Raw genomic sequence first — 22273 nt, forward strand, 5'->3', positions numbered from 1 at the left:
CGCTGCCTGATCCGAAGTCAGGCAGACAAGCTGCCAATTAACGCTTGGAACGAACTGCTGAACTGCTTCTGCTTTTGAACATATGAATATTTTCCAGTGCTTTACCGGTTCCAATCGCTACGCAATCAAGCGGATTCTCTGCAACAATGACAGGCATGCCTGTCTCTCCAGCAAGCAGCTTGTCCAAATTACGCAGCAATGCTCCTCCGCCAGTCAGCACGATTCCGCGGTCCATAATATCGGCAGCAAGCTCAGGAGGGCATTTCTCCAGCGTTACTTTTACCGCTTCAATAATTGCATTCACGGTATCCGCCAGTGCCTCGCTGATCTCATCCGAAGTAATTGTAATGGTCTTAGGCAGACCCGTCACGAGGTCACGTCCACGAATCTCCATCGTTTCTACCTGCTCCAATGGCATAGCTGATCCAATGTCCATTTTGAGCTGCTCGGAAGTACGCTCACCGATCATCAAATTATATTGACGCTTGATATACTGAATGACAGATTCATCCATTTCATCACCTGCAACACGTACAGAACGGCTGGTTACAATCCCGCCAAGAGAGATAACGGCCACTTCCGTCGTACCGCCGCCAATATCAACAACCATGCTGCCCGTTGGCTCCCATACTGGCAGGTCTGCACCAATTGCAGCCGCAAACGGCTCTTCAATCGTATAAGCCTCACGTGCGCCGGCTTGCTTGGTAGCATCTTCAACCGCACGCTGTTCTACCGCCGTAATTCCGGAAGGTACACAGACCATCACGTTTGGATGGCGCTGGAACATGGAGCGCTGCTTCTGTGCCTGACGAATAAAATATTTGATCATCGTTGCAGTTGTATCGAAGTCAGCGATAACGCCATCTTTCATTGGGCGGATGGCACGAATGTTGCCAGGTGTACGTCCGATCATTTTTTTGGCTGACTCCCCCACTGCCTCAATGCTTTTGGTATCCGTCCGGAGAGCAACCACCGAAGGTTCACGCACCACAATTCCTTTACCCCGTACATAAACCAGCGTATTCGCTGTCCCCAAGTCAATACCCAAGTCTTTCGTAAAACCACCAAACATAACGTATTCTCCTTTTCTGCCTCATATTGCCGCAGCTGCTTCATTCGCAGAGCGTAATTGTTATTTCCACGGAACCGTGGAGCTAATATTCGCATTTGTTTCATTGTTGAATCTTAAATAAAGTGAACCTATCTATGACGGACATGTCCGTGATCATTCATAGGAAAAAACATCAACGCCAACCATTATATTATACCAAGCCCTTCTCCTTCAAACTTACATAGGTTCCATCACCGATAACAAGGTGGTCCAGCACATCAATACCCACGATAGCACCAGCTTCAATCAGTCTCTTCGTTATCTGAATATCTTCCGGGCTGGGCGTCGGATCACCGCTTGGATGGTTATGTGCACATACAATTGAGGCACTGCTACATTTGATGGCGGCCCGAAATACTTCACGCGGATGTACAATCGAAGCATTAAGGCTGCCCATGGAGAGTGTTTCCTGAGCAATAATATGATTTTTACTATTGAGAAAAAGACATACAAAATGTTCTTTTTGCAAATAACGCAGCTGTTCCATCAAAATATCCGCAGCATCACGTGGAGTTCGAATGCACGTTGAAGGTGCCAGCCGGCTCTTGGCAATGCGATGTCCCAGTTCAATACCTGCTTTGAGCTGAACAGCCTTGGCTTGTCCTATACCCCTCATGGCTGTCAATTCTTCAAGACTCAGATCCATCAGCGAGCGTACTCCGCCCGCATCATTCAATATCCGCTGGGCCATATGCACCGCAGATTCCTGTCTTGTTCCCGTTCGAAGTAAAATAGCCAGCAGTTCGGCATGGCTCAAGGCGCCCGCCCCATATTCCATCATGCGTTCTCTCGGGCGTTCTTCCTGGGGGATGTCGCGCATCATATATTGAGCCGACTCCATATGTTCCCTCTTTTCACAGTATTCAATTGGGTTTACTGCCCTGGCAGCACGTATACTCCGAAGCCTTCAAGCATATCGCTAAGTAAAGATAACGGCAAGCCTACCACATTGAAATAACATCCTTCTATGTGGTCGATCAGTGAAGCACCGATACCTTGAATGGCGTATGATCCTGCTTTGTCGGAAGGCTCCCCCGTTTGTACATACGCACGGATCTTCGCTTCCGAAAGCTCCTTCATCGTTACATTGGTCTGACGATAGTGCACGACCGAATGTCCAGTGCCTGCATCAATGCATGCAACGCCCGTGAACACACGGTGCTCCCGCCCTTGCAGCCGAGACAGCATACGTTCGGCATCAGCAGCATCAACCGGTTTGCCCAAAATTTCATTGTCCAGCACAACAACCGTATCACTGCCAACGATAATCGCTTCCTGCCGGTTCCCCTCGAGTCCGCGATACACAGCAAGCGCCTTGCGCATTGCAAGTTCCTGTACCGTCTGCTCCGGTGTCCAGTCCGAAGTTGTATGCTCGTCTGCATGACTTGGTATAACTTCAAACGCTAGATGGAGTGATGCGATCAGTTCTTTACGCCGCGGCGATGTGGAGGCCAGAATAATCGGGCGCTGCTCTGTGTTATTCAACATTAACGGCTCCTTATACTACGGCAACACCTGTCTTAATCACTGGATAATAGATGTCACTGGTTTATTTTTTTTGTCAACATTCGTCATTCTCCTACAGTCTGCGATACAGCCATATGGCCGCGATAATGCCGATCAGACTCAGAAGGCTCATTTGAAATTGAAATGAAAGGTCATAACTGAAAATATCCAGATCAGCCTGAGGTGACCATCGAATCGTTGTGACCTTGGTTAAAAAGGCTACCGCCTTTACAGGCTGCAGTGCCTTGGCGATCCACGCTCCAGCCATCCAGCCAAGCAGCAGAAACAATAATAATACGCCGAAGTTTTTTTTCATCGGTTAATCTTCCCTCGCCATTTTTTGACACCCACATTATTATACGGGGTTTTGTACGTCAATACAAACACAAATCCGGCAGGGGGAACTATTTCCAGTTCCTTGCCGGAGAGGGATTTTAGGACCTTGTTATGAGAACAGTTCCGCTTACTGTTTGATTGCCTCAAGCCACTTTTTCTGCTGCAGTACATACTGCATCAAATCGGACTGTACTGCCCACATATGAACAGCATCCGGATTTTTATTGTATTCGGCAATGGCCGTTATCGCACTGTTCATTGATTTTTCCATACTCGAAACAACCGGCTGTACCTCTGACGTCATTCCAGGGGAAAGGCTCTTCAGACCGTTCAACCACGTTTGGTGCCGATTCGACAATACTTGCATCGTTTCTGGTGCTATAGCCGCCTGAACAGATTGACCCAGCTGCTGGATCGATAATGTGGATAACTGATCCACGAGAGCCGAGCTGTTTTGGAAAAAAAGAGAGGCATCCTCCTGCTTGCTTCCAAATATGGCCGGATTCACTTCAGGGTTAACGATTTCCTTGACATACAATTCGACCCCCTGTGACTTCAATCTCGTACTGAGCAGCTTGGCCTCTTCGCGATCAGCCGAGATGCCTGCGTAAACACGATTACCGTCATCAGGGTCCGTACCCGCAGCTATTCCCGCTTGGGTAAGCTCAAGCTTGGCCTGCTCCGCTCGTTCCGGGGAGCTGAACACCCCGTATTGAAGAGCATAGTAGGTGCCGCCTGCAGAGGACGTTACAAGCTGCCCTGTGTTCGCAGCAGTCTCCTCCTGACCTGTTACAGCAGATGCCGTTTGATTCACGGGCAGCATCTCATCCGGTTTTGTCGTGCCCTCCTTGTTAAAAAAAGACAGAATAACCATGCCAAACAGCGCTCCGGTCACCAATGCACCTGAAATAGAGCCAATCATCTTCCAGCCTCTGGGCGGACGATTACGTTTATAGGAATAATTATCGGACTCAGCTATCCAGTTATGACCCTGATCCAGATCAAATTCATAATCATCATTGCGGTGGTCCAGCAAACGGCTCTCATCATTGGTTCGCCCGGATTCAAGATGATGCAATTCAGAACGGGAGGCATCCGCCAGAATCGTTCCTCCCCAGTCAACAGGCATGTCCTCTGCTGGCCATGTCGGTCCTGTGCTGTTACTTTTCAAGCTGCTCATTTCTGATTCAGGTTTCGGTGGTGCTTCTAATTCAAATGGCACGTCTTCGTGATTTGTAAACAGTGAACTGGAAGCCTGTATCTCTTTACTCTGAAGCTTGTCCGACTCTTGATCCCCGAAGCGAAACGTCATTCTGGCATTGCTCACCCGTACCCTCTCCTTTGTCCCCTTTGTACCAGCTATATGCGAGCATTGCACGTAATATTCTATAAAATTTACGGCAACCCTTATTTGCTTGAAGATGAACTCCCAAAGCAAAAACGCCTGGCTTCATAAAGAAGACAGACGTTTGACATTACGAACCTGCTCAAATTCGATGTTTATTTCAAGCCTTTGGCGAGGGCATCGCCCACCTTCCAGATATCCCCTGCACCCATCGTAAGCACAAGATCTCCCGGCTGCAGCCGTGGTTGCAGATCAGCGACAACCTCTTCTTTTGTTGGAAGATATCTTGCCGATGCGTTGCTGTTCTGTACAATCAGTTCTACCAATCTGGCGGAATGCACACCTTCAATCTGCTTTTCGCCCGCAGGAGAGTAGATGTCGGTAATCAGTACCTCATCTGCTTCGGCAAATGCCCGGCTGAAGGCATCCAGCAGGAAAAATGTACGTGTGTAACGCTGCGGCTGGAATACAGCGATGATGCGTTTGCCCGTTGCCTTGGCTGCACTGATCGTTGCTTCGATCTCCGTAGGGTGGTGAGCATAATCGTCAATAATTAGCATATCACGTGCCTCACCCAGCACCTGGAACCTGCGTTTAGCCCCATGAAATTGTACAATCGCTGCTGTAATCTGTTCAAAAGGTATGCCTGCTTCAAGGCAAGTAATTACAGTAGCCATCGCATTATAGACGTTATGCTTGCCTGGTACGGATAACTCCACCGTTCCCATAGCAGTACCCTGATGGTTCATCGTGAAGGATATCCGGCGATCCCCAAGCATGATATCTGTCGCTGTGTAGTCTGCGGCCTGATCAATACCATAGGTTGTTACACGGGATTGAAGATGCGGCAGAATCGCCTGCACATTCTCATCATCCGCACATACGATGGCGGTACCCTCTGGACGAATCTGACTGAGGAATTGCACATATGCTTTCTTGAGTTCCTCAAAATCACTGTTGTAATTCTCCAGATGATCCGCTTCAATGTTCGTAACGATGCCAAGCCACGGATGGTACTGCAAAAAGGAGCCGTCGCTCTCATCCGCTTCGGCTACAACCCACTCGCCTTGGCCTGCCTTGGCATTCGTACCGAGATTCATAATCTCTCCGCCAATAATATAGGTCGGATCGGTATCACATTGCTCCATGACAAGTGCAATCATGGACGACGTTGTTGTTTTACCATGCGCTCCCGCAACGGCTACACCCTTGCGCTCGTTCAACAAACGTGCCAGCATCTGTGCGCGATGAAGAATAGGAATGTTAAGCTGCTGAGCAGCTACACGTTCCACATTATCCGCAGGAGCCGCTGTCGAGTAGACCACCAGATCCGCTCCGTTCACATGCTCTGCGGTATGTCCAATATATATTTTCGCCCCTTTGGCTGCCAGCTTCTCCGTTAATTCCTGTGAAGCGACATCCGATCCGGTAACGGTGTATCCCATCTCCAGCATAACCCGGGCGATGGCACTCATGCCATAACCGCCAATCCCTATAAAATGAACGTGTTCCGATGTGTTTAACAAAACTTTCACCAACCTTTTTCAGAATCGGTTTGATGCAAAAGGGCTGCCCGCACGTCTGCAATCAGATAAAGCGTGCCGGAAACCACCCCCAGATCCTCCGCTTCCGTCCGTGACTTCAATAGATCAAGTGCCTTAGCCCAATCGGGCTCGACGATGATTTCCAGTTCCTTTTTCGCAGTGGCGGGACGTACCCGCTCTACAATCTGCAGCAGTTCAGCTGCAGCCATTTTGCGTCGGAAATCTGGCTCGGTCAGGATCAGCGTATCCACTAGTGGCAGTATATGCTGCAAATACGCTTCGTGATGCTTATTCGCCAGCATACCCATCATCAAAATTAACTTTTTTTGGGGATATACGTCGATAATGCTCTTGGCTAATGATTCGGCTCCTTCAGGATTATGAGCTCCATCCAGCACAATCAAGGGATTACCGCTGATTTGCTCAAATCTTCCTGCCCAGAAGGCATTATCGAAGCCAAGTTTAATATCGTCTTCATCCAGCATGAAGGCCATATATTGCCGAAGTACCTCAAGAGCCATAAATGCAGCCGCAGCATTGTCACACTGATATACACCTTGCATTCGAATGTGAATCTGCATATCACGGAACGGTCCCGTAAACTGGAAGCCTTGTCCTTCCTTGCTGCTCTCCAGCCTGCGGTAAGAGAACTGATCCCCTGCCAAATACACCGTAGATCGCAGCTGCTGCGCTCTCTCTTGAATTACCTTGACAGCCTCAGGCTGTGAGACACAGGTCACGACGGGAACACCCGGCTTGATGATGCCCGCCTTTTCATACGCAATCTGCTCGATGGTGTCTCCAAGCACATCCGTATGATCCATACCGATGTTGGTAATTACGGACACAACGGGCGTAACAATGTTCGTTACGTCCATCCTTCCCCCCAGCCCAGTCTCCCATACCACAATATCAGGGTAACACTCTTCCGCATAGTACAGCAGTGCCAGAGCTGTGGATACTTCAAACATCGTGGGTGAACCCAGCGGTGTGGAAGCCATCTCCGCTACAAGCGGACGCAAGCGGTTCGACAGTTTCAGCAGAACCTCTTCAGGGATGTCCTCACTGTTGTATTGAAAGCGATTGGTGAACTTGGTGATGTAAGGCGACGTAAATGTACCAACATCATATCCCGCCTGCATCAGCACTGACGTCAAAAAAGCGCAAGTCGAACCTTTGCCGTTCGTTCCCGCGACATGAATGAATTTGAGTCGTTGATGCGGATTGCCAAGCTGTACCATCAGGGTCTCAATTCGTTCGAGCCCAGGCCGGATGCCAAAAGGAATAAGGCCATTGATCCAGTCCACGGCCTCGTCATACGTTCGTAAAGGAGTTGCTGTATCTCTCGCATTTAATTCCGTCATCTGATTCACCTTCGGTTCCCTGTTTGATTAATGATTGAAAAAAGCAGCCGGATGGCGCAAGCGTGCACTCCATCCGACCCTTTGGATATTACCCTTTCAGCTCTTTAATCCGTGCAATGACTTTATCCCGTTTATCGGAATAATCTGCTTGTTTGGCGCGTTCCTCCTCGATCACTTTAGCCGGAGCCTTGGCTACGAAGCCTTCATTTGCCAGTTTTTTCTCTACACGGAGCACTTCACTTTCGAGGTTCTGCAGTTCCTTCTCCAGTCTGGCTACTTCCTGCTCAATATCAATCAGACCCGCCAGCGGCAAGTACAGTTCTGCTCCTGTAATGATTGCGGTCATCGCTTTATCCGGAGAACTCAGATCCAGTCCGCTCTCAAATTCGGATGTGTTACAGAATCGCTTGATATAATGGCTGTTGCGCTCAATGATGCTTGATGTTTCATCATTATTCGCTTTAACCATCAATTCAATTTTTTTGCTCATAGGTACGTTCACTTCTGCACGAATATTCCGGACAGCGCGAATCGTATCCATCAGCAGGTTCATCTCGGCAACAGCTCCCGGATTCTCCAGTGCAGGGTCATATACCGGCCATGATGCAAGTGTAATTGTTTCCCCTTCATGAGGCAGATGCTGCCAGATTTCTTCCGAGATATACGGCATGAACGGATGAATCAGGCGCATCGTCTGATCCAGCACATAAGCCAGCACCGATTGTGTTTTCTTCTTCGCCACCGGATCTTCTCCGTAGAAGGACAGCTTGGCGAATTCGATGTACCAGTCACACAGATCATCCCAGATGAAGTTGTACAGGACGCGACCTGTTTCCCCAAACTCGTACGCATCGATTAGACGCGTAATATCGCGGGAAGTTTCGTTCAGGCGATGCAAAATCCAATAATCGGCCGTACCAAGCTCGCCGCTGATATCACGATCTTCGAACGTAAATCCTTCCAGATTCATCAGCGCGAAGCGAGAAGCGTTCCAGATTTTGTTGGCAAAGTTGCGCGCCTGTTCAACCCGCTCCCAGCGGAAACGCAAGTCCTGTCCAGGTGTGCTGCTGGTCGAGATCATGTAACGCATCGCATCTGCACCATACTTCTCGATAACATCCAGCGGGTCTACACCGTTCCCCAGAGATTTGGACATTTTTCGTCCATCGGCATCACGCACAAGACCGTGCATCAACACATCCTTGAACGGAATCTCATCCGTGAATTCCAAGGCGGTGAAAATCATACGAGCTACCCAGAAATAGATGATGTCATATCCGGTAACAAGTACGTTGGTTGGATAATAACGCTTGAGGTCTTCCGTATTTTCTGGCCAGCCCAATGTGGAAAACGGCCACAGCGCAGAGCTGAACCATGTATCCAGAACATCTTCATCCTGCTTCAGCTTGCGTCCTGCGTACTCAGGCAGCGTAGTTGGATCTTCGGCCGATACAATCACTTCGCCAGTCTCTTCATCATACCAGGCCGGAATGCGGTGTCCCCACCACAGTTGACGGGAAATACACCAGTCCCGAACGTTCTCGATCCAGTTCAGGTATGTTTTCTCAAAACGATCCGGTACAAAGTTAACCCCTTCGCCGCTTTGCTGTTTCTTGATTGCTCTCTCGGCAAGTGGTTTCATCTCCACGAACCATTGTGTGGAAAGGTACGGCTCAACTACAGCTCCGGTACGCTCACTGTGCCCTACCTGATGCATATGATCTTCGATGTTGATCAGTACACCCTGTTCTTTGAGATCTGCAACGATCTGCTTGCGGCATTCACTGCGATCCAGTCCCTGATATTTGCCTGCTTCGGCGTTCATCGTGCCGCTTTCGTCCATGACTGTAATCTGAGGCAGGTTATGACGCAAACCTACTTCAAAGTCGTTCGGATCATGTGCCGGTGTAATCTTAACCGCACCGCTACCGAACTCTTTGTCTACATAGTCATCCGCAATCAGCGGAATCTCACGTCCGAGGATCGGCAGCACAAGCGTTTTGCCAATCATGTCTGCATAGCGCTCATCCTTAGGGTGAACAGCAATAGCGGTATCACCAAGCATCGTCTCCGGACGAGTCGTTACCACAGTAATGTGACCACTTCCGTCACTGAGCGGATAACGCAGGTGGTAGAGATGTCCTTGAACTTCTTTATATTCAACTTCAATGTCCGAAAGTGCCGTACGATTTACCGGGTCCCAGTTAATAATGCGTTTACCGCGATAAATGAGACCTTTCTCGTATAACTGTACGAAGACTTTGCGAACAGCTTTGGACAAACCTTCATCCAGCGTGAAGCGTTCACGTGAATAGTCCAGCGATAGCCCCATCTTACCCCACTGCTGACGAATGGTTGTGGCATACTGGTCTTTCCAGTCCCATACTTTCTCCAGAAACTTCTCGCGTCCCAGGTCATAACGTGTCAAGCCCTCTTCACGAAGCTTCTGCTCCACCTTCGTTTGAGTAGCAATCCCCGCATGGTCAGAGCCCGGCAGCCACAGAGCATCGTAACCCTGCATGCGCTTCGTACGAATCAGGATATCCTGCAGTGTGAAGTCGAGTGCATGCCCGATATGAAGCATACCCGTTACGTTCGGGGGTGGGATTACGATCGTGTACGGCTCAGCATCCTTGCGCTTGCCCGCTTGAAAATAACCACGCTCCGTCCATGTGAAGTACCATTTGTCTTCTGCCGCCTTCGGATCATATGTGGTTGGCATTTCTGTTGTTGCTTTTTTTTGTTCAGACATGTGTCATTCCTCCGTTACTTCATCATCATGGCTCCTAAAATCATCATTAAGGCACCCGAAATCATCATTAGGGCCAAAAAAAAAAACAAAAAAACCTTTCATCCATCAAAGGACGAAAGGTTAGCTTTCGCGGTACCACCTTTGTTTCACGCAGACAGCAGGACAAACAACTCATCCTCTGATTCAGGCGTGACACTTCAAGCAGATAACGGCTGCGACCGGCCCATCCTACCTCCGAGGTTAAAAATCATAAATAGCTTACACCTCAAGTGCTCAAACAGGCAACTCCCGGGCGACTTCGATCAGTTGGCTCCTGCGGAATCTCACAGCGCATCGATCCCACTCTCTGAAAGGTCATACTGTCTACTACTCCCGATCCACGTCATTATACAAAAAACCTAAACACATCATACCTTGCTCGTGCACGATAGTCAACCTGGCAGCAGCGGAACCTGAATGTAGAGAAAAGAATTCACTGGAAAACAAACAAAACCCGCAATCCCTGCAAAGGATTACGGGCGTTCTGGCTGACAATATCGGCGGCAAGTGGATTCAAGGGATATACAGAATTTGTCCTTCTTCCACAACCTGTTCGGTCAAGCGATTATACAGCTGCAGCTCTCGGGTACTGAGTTGATAACGATCAGCAATAGCGTCAAGTGTATCCTCACGCTGCACAATGCAGAGCTTCACTTTGCGGAACGGATTCTGATCTACAATGGTGCCGAGGAACAGATTTTTCCACTCAACCTCTTCGGTCTGGCTCTCATCTTCAGGAACCGCTCCAGCAGAAGCCTCTTCCGTACGCTCTCCATCCGCTTCGCGAGCACTGCGGCCAGACGAGGCTAACAGTGAGGAGATACCCACTCCTTCTTCGGATCTTGGGGACGTTTCTTTTTTGCTGCCAAAAGCAACCTTCAGCTCCGGCTTGTCTTCCGCCTCGGCGATTGGTTCAGGAATAGATTCTTCATTCTGCAGCAAAGCCTCTTCTTCCGCGGTTTCCGTTACAATCCGCCCGACTTCTACGTTAACTGCTTCAGAGGAGGCAAAAACATCCTGCCAGTTCTCTGTCTGCACCTGAGCTGGAGCACTGCCGGCATCCTGCTCTCCTTGCTGACCGCCTGACCTTGCTTCCTCAAAGTGCCATACCTCAGGCGCATGCTGCTCCAACGGTTTCCGTTCCTCTTCTGAACGGAGCAGAGCAGCAGATTCCGTACTGGATGACGCTGCATTCTCTAAACTACTTCCGATGGCATTCTCTAAACTGCTTCCAATCGGAGGTTCAGACCAGGCTGCCGTGGCTTCGCCTTCAATTGAAAGCAGCGGTTCAGATTCAGGATACGAAGCAAGTCTGTCTGCTGTCTCCGCCAGGAATGACGAAATTGGCGTAGGGGCTTCGTCGTTTGGATCAGCTGCCGGACTCCAATCAGACTGTAACCGTTCTTCCTGATTCGGTTCTGTCTGAACCCTCAAGGACAAATCAGCGGATTCAGGGGAACCGTACGCAGCAAGCTCTGCCGCATTTGCCAGCTCTTCCTCCTCCCCCCGCTGGACCTGCACCTGCTGCTCATAAGCTTGATCCGTTCTGCCAAGCTGCTGGTACTGCTCTAACGAATCATATTGCCCCGGTTGCTCGTACTGCTCCGATTGTGCTGATGCCTCGGTCTGTCCGAGCTCGTCTGCCCGGCTGTCCGGCTGAGCTTCAGGTGAATGCACCACTGTGAATTCATCTGCTGTCCACACCTGCGGCTCCTCTACCGGAAAACCTTCAATGCCTCGCAGAGACAATACTCCCGTAATGTTCAAGCTTCGGCTGGACAACAGATCCACATCAAAATTTTCAATCTCGATGGAAATATCATCAATGGATCTAACCCTGTTAAGCGGCACCGTAATTTCAACAGGAATAAAATGCTTTAATTCCTCCGATTCTTCGCTTTCCCCCCGGTACGCTCCTGTAAGCAGCAGATGCCCCCGCAAGGTGGCATGGTCGTCCTGTCCAATGACCTGAATGCGTGGATACAGCTCAATTTCCTCCAGTTCCTCAATGGCAGGCACTCCCTCAGACAAATGAACGCGCTCATAAATATCGAACCGCAAACCATAAGGTTGATTCAACAAAGGTGGCGTCCTCCTTTCGGCATATATTCACCATGATCCTTCTCATGGGACTGATCCATGGTCCAATCCTTCGTTACCCATCTATATGCCTTAAATGGGATGGGCATGCCACCTTTTGTGAAAAGCCTGCTCAGATTTCAATCCTCATTTCATGATGAGAGTTTAAGCGAACGTTGAAAACAAAAAAACGGACCCGTTAATCAGGTCCGCTCTCCGCGCGTGTTATTTTCCCTCGCAGCCAATTGTTCAAAATCCGCTGGCCACGGGTCTTGTACTTCAATTAATGCTCCCGTTAAAGGATGATTAAAGCTCAGCTTTTCACCATGCAGTGCCTGCCTGCCAATAACATCCGAACGCCCTCCGTACAGCTTGTCCCCTACAAGAGGATGTCCGACATAACTAAGATGCACACGGATTTGATGTGTACGTCCCGTCTCCAGCTTCAAGCGTACGAGTGTTGCTCTCTCCCATACATGCACAATGCTCACATGAGTAACAGCAACCTGGCCTCCATCGGAAACACGTCTGCGCTGCTTATGATGCCTGTCCTTGCCGATGGGCGCATCAATGGTGCGAAGTTCAGGCGAAACTTGGCCGTCAGCGATGGCAACATACTGGCGATCAATGGTTTTTCGACGCATCGCTTCGTCCAGTATGGCGAGTGCAAATGCATTTTTGGCATATAGAACAGGTCCTGTCGTATCTTCATCCAAACGATGAACATGACGTACGCTCGTTTCAATGCCGTTCATCTCGTAATATGAGGCTACAGCATGATCCAGTGTAATGGCCTGATCCTCACGGGTTCCATCCGGGTGAAGCTTCATGCCAGCCGGTTTATGCACAACAAGACAGAAATCATCCTCGTACAGTACATTCAGATCAGCCCATCGCGGCTCCACACCCAGCGGCTGAACAGCAAAAAGGGCCAGCCGAAGCCGGTCCCCTGCTAGCTGTATCCCCTGCGCTGCCTTGATCTGGCGAAGCAGCTTCTCCGGGAATTGAAGCTCGGACAGAAGCCATTGGTCGGCGGCAGCCTGTCTGTCTTCTTTTCCAGTGACCGCCTTGCCCGGCATCAGCTCAAGCCATTGTCCGCGGCGTTTCCAGCTTTTGATGCTCATAATGATTGCAAAGCCTTTCGGTTCGCCTCAATGGTATCTTCGATATCCTGCTCTGTATGCACACCAGATACAAACATCCCCTCATACTGGGAAGGAGCAACACTGACGCCATGATCGATCATGGCTGCAAAATAACGGCGGAACTGATCCAGGTTGCTTTCCTTCGCAATATCATAGTTCGTTACCGGTACAGCACTGAAAAATGGACATACCATTGAACCGACACGGTTAATCGTTACCGCAACGCCCGCTTCTGCTGCATTTTTCTCGAATCCGGCCTGCAAACGTGCAGACAACATCTCCAGACGATCGTATACTTCCGGTGTCAAAAGTTTCAGCGTAGTATAACCCGCTGCCATCGCCAGCGGATTACCGCTTAACGTTCCGGCCTGATAGATCGGCCCGGTCGGTGCAATCTGCTCCATCAGATCCCTGCGTCCGCCATAAGCACCTACTGGAAGCCCGCCGCCAATAACTTTACCCAGACACGTCAGATCCGGTGTAACGCCGAATCTTCCTTGAGCGCAGTTCAAACCTACACGGAATCCGGTCATGACCTCATCAAAGATCAGCAAGCTGCCATACTCGGTGGTCACGCTGCGCAAGCCTTCCAAAAAGCCTTCAGCTGGAGGTACCACACCCATATTACCGGCAACTGGCTCCACGATTACAGCAGCGATCTCTTCTCCGAATCGTTCAAAAGCAAGGCGCACGGATTGCAGATCATTATAAGGCACCGTAATTGTATTCAGGGCTACCCCTTCTGGTACCCCAGGGCTGTCTGGCAATCCGAGCGTTGCCACACCCGATCCAGCCTTGATCAACAAGCTGTCAGCATGACCATGATAGGAGCCTTCAAATTTCAAAATTTTGCTTCGTCCGGTTACACCACGTGCCAGTCGAATGGCACTCATCGTTGCTTCTGTACCTGAATTCACCATACGTACAATATCAATGGATGGTACACGCTCACACACAAGCTTGGCCATTTCCGTCTCAAGCAGCGTTGGTGCACCAAAGCTTGTGCCTTTCAGAGCAGTCTCGCGCAGTGCCTCAACAACCTCGGGATGGGCATGTCCCATAATCAGCGGTCCCCATGAACCTACATAGTCAATGAACACATTGCCATCAATATCATAGATTTTGGAACCTTCTCCGCGCTCAGCGTAGATCGGCGTGAGTCCCACGGATTTGAATGCACGAACCGGGCTGTTGACTCCTCCGGGTATGTACTGCTTGGCTTCTTCAAATGCGCTGCGTGAGCGCTCATCATTGCGACGATTGCTTTGTTGTGCAGTCATGAACATCCTCCTTAATGTAACGGTCTCGCCTTGCAGAAAGAAAGATGCATCCTAATTGCTGGATCAAATGAATTGTTCAACTTATACATTCTGCTGCATCTTTCTCTAACAAGAGCAAAACCTATGGGTTTTATTTGAATACATAAACACGGTCGATAGTTACCACAGGGCAGACATCGATTTATTTTTCAGCCAGCCAGCGGGATGCATCTTTGGCGTAATAGGTAATAATCATATCTGCCCCTGCGCGTTTCATACTCAGCAAAATTTCCATAGCTACCTTTTTCTCATCAATCCATCCCTGGATTGCGGCAGCCTTCACCATGGCATACTCACCGCTCACGTTATAAGCCACAAGAGGAAGATCAAACTGATCCTTGATCGTACGCATAATATCCAGATAGGACAGGGAAGGCTTCACCATCAGCATGTCCGCTCCCTCAAGCACATCCGTCTCAGCCTCTCGCAACGCTTCCCGAGCATTGGCCGGGTCCATCTGATATGACTTCCGATCTCCGAATTGCGGAGTGGAATCCGCCGCTTCACGGAATGGCCCGTAAAATGCCGAAGCATATTTGACGGAATAGGACATAATTGGAATATGGTTAAATCCATTCTCATCGAGACCCGCACGAATGGCCTGTACAAAACCATCCATCATGTTGGAAGGGGCAATAATATCTGCACCGGCCTTGGCTTGCGATACCGCCGTTTTCACAAGTAACTCCAGCGACTCGTCATTCAGCACATCACCACAGATGTGTCCGTCAACCTCGGTTGTGTGCACCATTCCGCAGTGCCCATGATCCGTAAATTCGCAAAGGCATGTATCGGCAATAACCAGCAGCTCAGGATACCAGGATTTGATCAATCTCGTAGCTTCCTGTACAATGCCATCCTCTGCAAAACCTGATGAACCTACACTGTCCTTCGTTTCCGGAATACCAAACAACAACACAGCCGGAATACCCAATTCAGCAATTTCTTTCACTTCTTCCTGCAAACGATCCAGCGAGAAACGGAATACGCCTGGCATGGACTTGATCTCGGACTTCACGTCTTTACCATATGTCACGTAGATCGGTTGAATGAAATCATCCACCGTCAGATGTGTCTCTCTCACCATATTACGAATGCCTGTCGATTGACGTAACCGGCGATGACGTACGATTGGAAAACCCATGTACACTCTACCTCCTGAAATTTCTTTTTATAGTCGAGCGATGAGGACGAATACCGGCAAAAAGGGAAGCGCGCCGCTTCTTCACGAATTCAGCACGCTTCATATGTTCAGCCGAAGCCTGTCATAACCTCTTATCGGTGTATCTGATCTACTGACTCACGGATTCACTCGCATGCTCCCGCGAATCCTTACGTTTCCACTCACACAACGCATCAATCAGACTGGTCATCGTTGCTTCCTCAGCCATCAACGTGACTTTTAACCCGGCAGCCTCAGCGGTTTGCGCCGTAACCGGACCAATGCATGCTACCTCTATTCCCTTCAACAGCGGCAGAGGGTCCTGCACACCCATACGCTCAAGCATCTTCAAAAAGTTCTTCACAGTGGATGAGCTGGTAAAGGTCACTGCATGGATACCGCCCTCTTCAAGCAACTTTAGTAACTCATCGTCATCCTCACCTGCAAGAATCGTATCGTAGATGATAGCTTCGGTAACGTTTAATCCACGTTCCTTCAACTGCTCTGGCAACCAGGAGCGGGCAAGATCTCCATGTGGAATGAGTACGTTTTGGTCTGCCTTCAGTTCACTCTCAAATGCCTCCAACATGCCCTCTGCCTGAAAAGGACCTTTCACAACCTCAGGCGCAATTCCGTGCTTGCGTAGTGCTTCTGCTGTAGAAGGGCCTACTGCCGCAATTCTCGCCTGATGAAGCGAGCGAATGTCCTTGCCTTCATTTTCTAGATGGCGGAAGAAAAACTCCACGCCATTTACACTTGTGAAAAAGACCCAATCAAACGTATTTAACACTTGCAGTGCATCTTTGACACTTTGTCTGGCAGATTCGCTGGTTGGCATGACCGTCTCAATCACTGGGAACTCATACGGTTCACCGCCAAGTTCCTCAATGCGATTGACCAGTTCACTTGCCTGACTGCGAGCACGAGTAACAAGAATTCGTTTGCCAAACAGCGGCATGGCCTCAGCCCATTTCAAATGCTCCCGCTGATTGACCACATCTCCAACCACAATCACGGCTGGTGGCTGAAAATTTGCTGCAATCACTTTAGCTTCGATATCCTCCAGCGTTCCCGTAATTGTATCCTGCTCCGCCCGTGTTCCCCAACGAACAAGCGCAACAGGGGTACTGGCTGGACGACCGTGACGAATAAGCTGTTCACTGATGTAGCCGATTTTGGCAACACCCATCATAAATACCAGTGTGCCCGTAGCATTCGTCACTTTATCCCAGTGGATGCTGCGATCCAGCTTGTCCGGGCTTTCATGCCCCGTAATAATCGAGATGGAGGAAGCATAATCACGGTGCGTCACCGGAATACCTGCGTAGGCTGGTACGCTGATCGCTGCCGTAACACCAGGTACGATCTCAAACGGAATGCCGTTTTTGTGCAGCAGCTCCGCTTCCTCACCTACTCTTCCAAATATGGTCGGGTCTCCGCCTTTAAGGCGTACAACGACTTTTCCTTCAAGAGCCAGATCCACAAGCAGCTGGTTAATCTCTTCCTGCTTCATCGTATGTCGATCCGGCCGTTTCCCCACATAAATCTTGACTGCACCGGGTTTCATCAATTTTAACAATCGTGGACTTGCCAAACGGTCATATACAACCGCATCTGCCTTGCCGATGGTTTCCCATCCTTTGACCGTAATCAGTCTTGCATCCCCAGGACCTGCACCTACCAAAAAGACCTTGCCCGCCATGCCTTCATCCCCTAACTTCAGCCAGTATCTGTTCCGCTCCGCGATCAATTAATCTCCAGGCCACTTCTTCTCCCAAACGGGCCGGATCTTTGCCGCTCAATGTTTCCTTGAGAATCAATCCACCATCCGGTGAACCGACCATACCTGTTAATTGTAACTTGTTTTCACCGTTCAGGGAATCTGCATCTTGACCTGGCACCCATACCGCATGTGCGCCGATAGGCACCTGACAGCCTCCGTTCAACACACTGAGAAAACGGCGTTCTGCCATAACTGGCGAAGCGGTTGCCGGGTCATTATACAGGGACAGCAGATGCAGCAGTTCCTCATCATCTTCCCTGCACTCAATGCCCAGTGCGCCTTGGCCTACAGCCGGAAGACAGGCCTCCTCGGACAAATACTCTGTAATCCGATCCTGCCAGCCCATTCGATACAAGCCGGCCGCCGCCAAAATAATCGCATCCAGTCCTTCCGTTTCCAGCTTACGCAAACGAGAGTCAATGTTGCCACGAATGGATTCTAACTGGAGGTCGGGACGGTAAGCCTTCAATTGGCTTGACCTGCGCAGACTGCTTGTACCAACCCGTGCTCCCTCAGGCAGCTGGTCGAGCGTGAGTCCTTCGCGTGATACCAGCGCATCCCGCGGGTCTGCTCGCCGGGGAACTGCACCATTGATTAAACCTTCCGGCAATTCCGAAGGCATATCCTTCATACTGTGCACAGCCATATCAATCGTACGATCCAGCATCGCCTGTTCAATTTCCTTAACAAACAGCCCTTTGCCGCCCACTTTTGACAATGTGACATCCAGTATGAGGTCACCTTTGGTCACAATTTTATGTACCTCAAAATCAAAAGCTAAGCCTTCTCGCTCACAGATGTCACGTAAATCCTGAATAACGTATCCGGTCTGGGTTAACGCCAGAGCGCTCTGTCTGCTGCCCACTTTAATTGTACGCATATCTACATTTCCTCCTGATTACGGGATATCCAGTCCCCGATTTCTTCTGCAGTCCACCATTGAAACTGACCTGTGCGTATCTGATCGAGTATATCCATCTCCGTCAGACGCCGCAGCAGCTTGCTTCTTATTACCGGGGGCAATGCCCGTGATTTAATCTCCATTCTCATCTGGTGCAAAAAATCAAGATACGTCTCGTATTCATCTCCAAACTGCTGTTCCAGCAAGGCACGAATCTCGGCCGCCGCCGCAGGTCCTGCGCCAGCAGTCGAGATCGCAATGCTTAACCGTCCTCGTCTGACCACACTCGGTGTAATAAAACTGCTGTTGCCGGAAGAGATGGCGTCATTCACCAGGATGGAGGCAGCTTCAGCCTCTTCTACTACAGCCGTGTTCACTTGGGAATCATCGGTTGCTGCATATACGAGAAAGGCCCCCCGCAAATCTCCATTGCGGTAGGACCGGGCTATCCACTCGAATCGGGATTCCTGATGCAGTTGTTCGAGAGCAGGCGTAAGCTGCGGGCTGACTACCGTAATTCGGGCCTCCCCCTGCAACAACCCCTTCACTTTACGCTCGGCGACACGACCGCCACCAATCACCAGGACGGGCTTGCCTGAAGTATTTACATAAATCGGCGTGTAGTGTTTCATACCTCTCACTCTCCCGTCCAGCGATGAAACGCTGAATACGCGTTGGATATAAAGCTGATAATGACAAATGCATATCCGATTAATGTCCATCTGGACATGACCATCATGGAAAACTGCTTTCTCCGCTTCACTACAAAATAACCAACATAAATAGCGATAGCCAGACCGGTCGCAATGACTTTCAGGTCGAGCAGCAGATGCCAGCGTCGTTCTGCCACGATGGACAAAACCGCCAGCACTATGGATACACCCAAAAGCGGCGTGCCAATCAAGGTTGCACCATCCATGTATTTGCCAATGACTTCAAGGCTGGGCAAACGTCGTACCGTTTCATTCCACTTTTTGTTTTTCAATCTGTGATGCAGGAACAGATATAACAGTGCAAAAACGGATGCCACCGTCAAAGCAGCAAACCCCAGATTGGCCAGCGTAATATGCATAATTAGCAAACCATGAACGGTCTGCCAATTGTGCAGCGATATTTCACCCGCTGTAAACCATAAGCGATTGAGCACGGTCACTGAAAATCCTACAATGTTAAGCAGTAGAATAACAAACTCTGAACGCTGAATGCGGGTCATAATCAGTGACATCAGCACAATGCTGAACGAAAAGATAAACAAAAAGTCAAACGTTGTATATATAGGGAAGTGGCCTTCAATCCACATCCGCATCATAACATGAGTCACCTGCAGCCCCAGAACAACAACAAGAAACCCTGTGCCTGTCCGCTTCGCCCCCGCATTGCGTCGAATGCAGTCCGAGAAATAGAACAGTAGGCTCAGGGCATACATATAAATTAAAGCTTCATAGACTTGCTCAGCAAGGGTCAAGCTGCCCACCTGCCTTATACGCCTGCCGGGACATATGCCGGCACGGGGTCTTGCCGGTTTTCGTTAAACTGAACCGCTGGCTTGCGCAGAGCTGTTGCGTCACTCTGATTTACTTTTTCAGCAGCCATCTCAACTGCATCCTCCAGCGCGAAAATCTGCGTAAACATGCGCAGTGCCTCGTCGCCTTGCTTTGTACCTGCCATTTCCTTGATCCGGTTAATCGGATCGGTAGTCATTTGATTCACAATGCTTTTCGTCAAACGACGAATCACTTTACGCTGATGCTCATCCAGCTCCGGCAGCTTGTTGAACAGGCTATCCATCGTCTCTTCATGAATGGACACGCCCTTCTCCTGTAAAGCCCGAATGACCGGACGAACGCCAAGCGTTCTGAGCCATTGATAATAGTCCTCCATCTCCAGCTCAATCATTCTCTCAATCTTCGCCGCTTCTACCTTGCGCATCTCCAGATTACTCTCTACAATGCCTTCCAGATCGTCAATATCGTAGAGGAACACGTTCGAGATTTCGCCAATAGACGGATCAATGTCACGCGGTACAGCAATGTCAATCAGGAACAACGGACGTGATTGGCGGCGCTTCATGCTTTCCCGAACAATACCGGCATCGAGAATGTAACGTTCTGCTCCAGTAGAGCTGATGACGATGTCAACCTCACTCAGTCTCTCAAGCGCCTGCTCCATTGTGCAAGGTGTTCCTCGGAATTTGCCTGCAAGCTCCTCGGCTCTTGCCAGAGTACGATTGGCTACAATAACCTCGGATGCCCCGTTGGCGTACAGATGTTTTACGGTAAGTTCACTCATCTTCCCGGCACCCAAAATCAGTACCTTCTTGTCTGTGAACATACCAAAAATACGCTTGCCCAGTTCCACCGCAGCATAGCTGACTGAAACGGCACTTTCCCCGATGGAAGTCTCCGAGTGAGCCCGCTTGCCCAGTGTAACGGCCTGTTTAAACAGCTTGTTAAACCAAGTACCCGTTGCCTTTTCCTCCTGCGCTTTGAAAAAAGCCTGTTTCACCTGGCCCAGAATCTGAGTCTCTCCAATGACCATTGAATCCAGTCCGCAAATCACACGGAACAGATGGCGCATGGCTTGATCATCTTCATATATATATAAGTGTTGCGTAAATTCTTCGCGTGGAACGTTAAACCATTGCTCCATAAATGTTCGAATAAAATAACCGCACATGTGAAGACGGTCGACCACAACGTACAATTCAGTACGGTTACAAGTGGCTACGATTACACCTTCCAATACACTCTTGGTCAGCTTGAGCTTCTGCAGCGCTTCAGACAAGTCCTTTTCTGCAAATGTGAATCGTTCTCTGACCTCTACAGGCGCCGTGCGATAATTCAAACCAACAACAACGATGTGCATTGCAAGTTCACCTGCCTAATAAATTTCCAATCAAAGTGCTTACTGTATATGTCTATCCAGTTAAGATTGACATAGTTAATTATATCACACATCAAGTCCACAACCCGCCCATTTTTATGAAATGTTTATGAAATCACCATGATGATTATCATATGCATTGTCATTTATTGTAGTGTCTCACCAATGTTCACTGTTATACGTCAAACAAACAAATGCTGCTATTTGATTACGCGAGGTATTTGAAAGCCAATACAAGACTGTTTATAGCAAATAGTCATGGAATGATTCCATGACTATTCTAAGATGCGGGAACATGATGTGTTTGTTAGGATGAGGGAACATTATTTTTTTAGCTATTGGAGATTTTCATCTTCAGGTGATTCGTCTGCTTCAGTCTCATGGTCGGCGTCCGATTCAACCGGTGCATATTTGTCTATTTGGGCATGACGAGTAATGATATCCCACAGCTCTTCCTTGCCCAGACCTTCCTCGGATGAAAAAGGTACAAACAAATCACCCGAGCGCAGACCGAGCGCTTCCTTGATGACTTTGATATGCTTGGCTCTGCGAGTCTTTGGAATCTTGTCCATCTTGGTTGCCACAACGACGAGCGGCAGTCCGTGATGACGAAGCCATTCATTCATCATTTTGTCATCCTTGGACGGCTCATGTCTCATGTCAACCATCTGCATGACCAGCTTCAGTTCGTCCCGCTGCAGCAAATACTTCTCCATCATTTTACCCCAGGCAAAACGCTGCTCCTTGGATACCTTCGCGTACCCGTACCCCGGGAAATCGACGAAATACAGGTCCTGATTAATCTTGTAATAGTTCAGTTGCTGGGTTTTACCCGGCGTGGCGCTTGTACGCGCCAGATTTTTACGATTGATCATGCGATTGATCAGCGATGATTTGCCCACATTCGAGCGCCCCGCCAGGGCAATCTCCGGCAGACCATCATCTGGGTATTGTTCAGGCCGAACGGCACTGATAATAAACTCAGACTGATTGACTTTCAAATT

Annotated in this window: 18 protein-coding genes and 1 other annotated feature; all 18 genes read right to left on the reverse strand. The window is 49.4% G+C overall.

The features are described from left to right. Nucleotides 1-37 precede the first annotated feature (37 nt). The 18 genes from IEW26_RS17875 to yihA all read right to left on the reverse strand — a co-directional run bounded on the left by IEW26_RS17875 (nucleotide 38) and on the right by yihA (nucleotide 22270). Nucleotides 38-1072, reverse strand: coding sequence for a rod shape-determining protein (locus tag IEW26_RS17875; RefSeq protein ID WP_111268761.1), 1035 nt, complete (start codon nucleotides 1070-1072; stop codon nucleotides 38-40). Nucleotides 1073-1262: 190 nt separating this feature from the next. Beyond that, entirely contained in the window at nucleotides 1263-1952 is a 690-nt protein-coding gene (gene radC, locus IEW26_RS17880; protein ID WP_111268762.1) for a RadC family protein, read from the reverse strand. 32 nt (nucleotides 1953-1984) lie between these two features. After that, nucleotides 1985-2599 (reverse strand): Maf family protein, encoded by a 615-nt coding sequence (locus IEW26_RS17885; protein ID WP_188593340.1) that lies wholly within the window; start codon nucleotides 2597-2599, stop codon nucleotides 1985-1987. Between the two features lie 91 nt (nucleotides 2600-2690). Beyond that, nucleotides 2691-2933: a DUF4321 domain-containing protein gene (locus tag IEW26_RS17890; RefSeq protein WP_110898900.1), complete on the reverse strand. Its 243-nt coding sequence runs from the start codon at nucleotides 2931-2933 to the stop codon at nucleotides 2691-2693. Nucleotides 2934-3080: 147 nt separating this feature from the next. Then, nucleotides 3081-4280 carry an SPOR domain-containing protein gene (locus tag IEW26_RS17895; protein WP_188593341.1) on the reverse strand — a complete coding sequence of 400 codons (1200 nt, stop codon included), beginning with the start codon at nucleotides 4278-4280 and terminating at the stop codon, nucleotides 3081-3083. 173 nt (nucleotides 4281-4453) lie between these two features. Beyond that, a complete protein-coding gene (gene murC, locus IEW26_RS17900; protein WP_111268766.1) occupies nucleotides 4454-5824 on the reverse strand; it encodes a UDP-N-acetylmuramate--L-alanine ligase in 1371 nt (456 codons plus the stop codon). 5 nt (nucleotides 5825-5829) lie between these two features. Beyond that, nucleotides 5830-7206: a bifunctional folylpolyglutamate synthase/dihydrofolate synthase gene (locus tag IEW26_RS17905; protein WP_188593342.1), complete on the reverse strand. Its 1377-nt coding sequence runs from the start codon at nucleotides 7204-7206 to the stop codon at nucleotides 5830-5832. An 88-nt stretch (nucleotides 7207-7294) separates the two neighbouring features. Beyond that, nucleotides 7295-9958 (reverse strand): valine--tRNA ligase, encoded by a 2664-nt coding sequence (locus tag IEW26_RS17910; RefSeq protein ID WP_188593343.1) that lies wholly within the window; start codon nucleotides 9956-9958, stop codon nucleotides 7295-7297. 105 nt (nucleotides 9959-10063) lie between these two features. Continuing rightward, nucleotides 10064-10347 (reverse strand) — a binding site (T-box leader). A gap of 163 nt (nucleotides 10348-10510) precedes the next feature. Beyond that, nucleotides 10511-12079 carry a LysM peptidoglycan-binding domain-containing protein gene (locus IEW26_RS17915; RefSeq protein ID WP_188593344.1) on the reverse strand — a complete coding sequence of 523 codons (1569 nt, stop codon included), beginning with the start codon at nucleotides 12077-12079 and terminating at the stop codon, nucleotides 10511-10513. Between the two features lie 200 nt (nucleotides 12080-12279). Then, complete coding sequence (locus IEW26_RS17920) at nucleotides 12280-13200, reverse strand: RluA family pseudouridine synthase (RefSeq protein WP_188593345.1); 921 nt, start codon at nucleotides 13198-13200, stop codon at nucleotides 12280-12282. After that, nucleotides 13197-14501, reverse strand: a complete 1305-nt coding sequence (hemL, locus tag IEW26_RS17925; RefSeq protein WP_188593346.1) for a glutamate-1-semialdehyde 2,1-aminomutase — start codon at nucleotides 14499-14501, stop codon at nucleotides 13197-13199. Before hemL ends, IEW26_RS17920 begins: the two co-directional genes overlap by 4 nt. A 181-nt stretch (nucleotides 14502-14682) precedes the next feature. Further along, nucleotides 14683-15684, reverse strand: a complete 1002-nt coding sequence (gene hemB, locus IEW26_RS17930) for a porphobilinogen synthase (RefSeq protein ID WP_111268773.1) — start codon at nucleotides 15682-15684, stop codon at nucleotides 14683-14685. A gap of 148 nt (nucleotides 15685-15832) precedes the next feature. Continuing rightward, a complete protein-coding gene (cobA, locus tag IEW26_RS17935) occupies nucleotides 15833-17404 on the reverse strand; it encodes a uroporphyrinogen-III C-methyltransferase (RefSeq protein WP_188593347.1) in 1572 nt (523 codons plus the stop codon). A 4-nt stretch (nucleotides 17405-17408) separates the two neighbouring features. After that, complete coding sequence (hemC, locus tag IEW26_RS17940; protein ID WP_184182489.1) at nucleotides 17409-18365, reverse strand: hydroxymethylbilane synthase; 957 nt, start codon at nucleotides 18363-18365, stop codon at nucleotides 17409-17411. Nucleotides 18366-18367: 2 nt separating this feature from the next. Further along, nucleotides 18368-19018, reverse strand: a complete 651-nt coding sequence (locus tag IEW26_RS17945; protein ID WP_188593348.1) for a precorrin-2 dehydrogenase/sirohydrochlorin ferrochelatase family protein — start codon at nucleotides 19016-19018, stop codon at nucleotides 18368-18370. A 5-nt stretch (nucleotides 19019-19023) separates the two neighbouring features. After that, nucleotides 19024-19851: a cytochrome c biogenesis protein CcsA gene (gene ccsA / locus IEW26_RS17950; protein ID WP_373288504.1), complete on the reverse strand. Its 828-nt coding sequence runs from the start codon at nucleotides 19849-19851 to the stop codon at nucleotides 19024-19026. Between the two features lie 14 nt (nucleotides 19852-19865). Beyond that, on the reverse strand, nucleotides 19866-21251 hold the full coding sequence (gene hemA, locus IEW26_RS17955; protein WP_111268777.1) for a glutamyl-tRNA reductase: 1386 nt from the start codon (nucleotides 21249-21251) through the stop codon (nucleotides 19866-19868). A 353-nt stretch (nucleotides 21252-21604) separates the two neighbouring features. Then, entirely contained in the window at nucleotides 21605-22270 is a 666-nt protein-coding gene (gene yihA / locus IEW26_RS17960; protein ID WP_145405279.1) for a ribosome biogenesis GTP-binding protein YihA/YsxC, read from the reverse strand. Nucleotides 22271-22273: the final 3 nt, after the last annotated feature.

The organism is Paenibacillus silvae (assembly GCF_014639235.1).
GTDB classification, from domain to species: domain Bacteria; phylum Bacillota; class Bacilli; order Paenibacillales; family Paenibacillaceae; genus Paenibacillus; species Paenibacillus silvae.

Excerpts from the sequence above, each read along its gene's own strand:
- IEW26_RS17875 (WP_111268761.1), bottom strand. The coding sequence starts at position 1,072 with ATGTTTGGTGGTTTTACGAAAGACTTGGGTATTGACTTGGGGACAGCG.
- radC (WP_111268762.1), bottom strand. The coding sequence starts at position 1,952 with ATGGAGTCGGCTCAATATATGATGCGCGACATCCCCCAGGAAGAACGC.
- IEW26_RS17885 (WP_188593340.1), bottom strand. The coding sequence starts at position 2,599 with ATGTTGAATAACACAGAGCAGCGCCCGATTATTCTGGCCTCCACATCG.
- IEW26_RS17890 (WP_110898900.1), bottom strand. The coding sequence starts at position 2,933 with ATGAAAAAAAACTTCGGCGTATTATTATTGTTTCTGCTGCTTGGCTGG.
- IEW26_RS17905 (WP_188593342.1), bottom strand. The coding sequence starts at position 7,206 with ATGACGGAATTAAATGCGAGAGATACAGCAACTCCTTTACGAACGTAT.
- IEW26_RS17910 (WP_188593343.1), bottom strand. The coding sequence starts at position 9,958 with ATGTCTGAACAAAAAAAAGCAACAACAGAAATGCCAACCACATATGAT.
- IEW26_RS17920 (WP_188593345.1), bottom strand. The coding sequence starts at position 13,200 with ATGAGCATCAAAAGCTGGAAACGCCGCGGACAATGGCTTGAGCTGATG.
- hemL (WP_188593346.1), bottom strand. The coding sequence starts at position 14,501 with ATGACTGCACAACAAAGCAATCGTCGCAATGATGAGCGCTCACGCAGC.
- hemB (WP_111268773.1), bottom strand. The coding sequence starts at position 15,684 with ATGGGTTTTCCAATCGTACGTCATCGCCGGTTACGTCAATCGACAGGC.
- cobA (WP_188593347.1), bottom strand. The coding sequence starts at position 17,404 with ATGGCGGGCAAGGTCTTTTTGGTAGGTGCAGGTCCTGGGGATGCAAGA.
- hemC (WP_184182489.1), bottom strand. The coding sequence starts at position 18,365 with ATGCGTACAATTAAAGTGGGCAGCAGACAGAGCGCTCTGGCGTTAACC.
- IEW26_RS17945 (WP_188593348.1), bottom strand. The coding sequence starts at position 19,018 with ATGAAACACTACACGCCGATTTATGTAAATACTTCAGGCAAGCCCGTC.
- hemA (WP_111268777.1), bottom strand. The coding sequence starts at position 21,251 with ATGCACATCGTTGTTGTTGGTTTGAATTATCGCACGGCGCCTGTAGAG.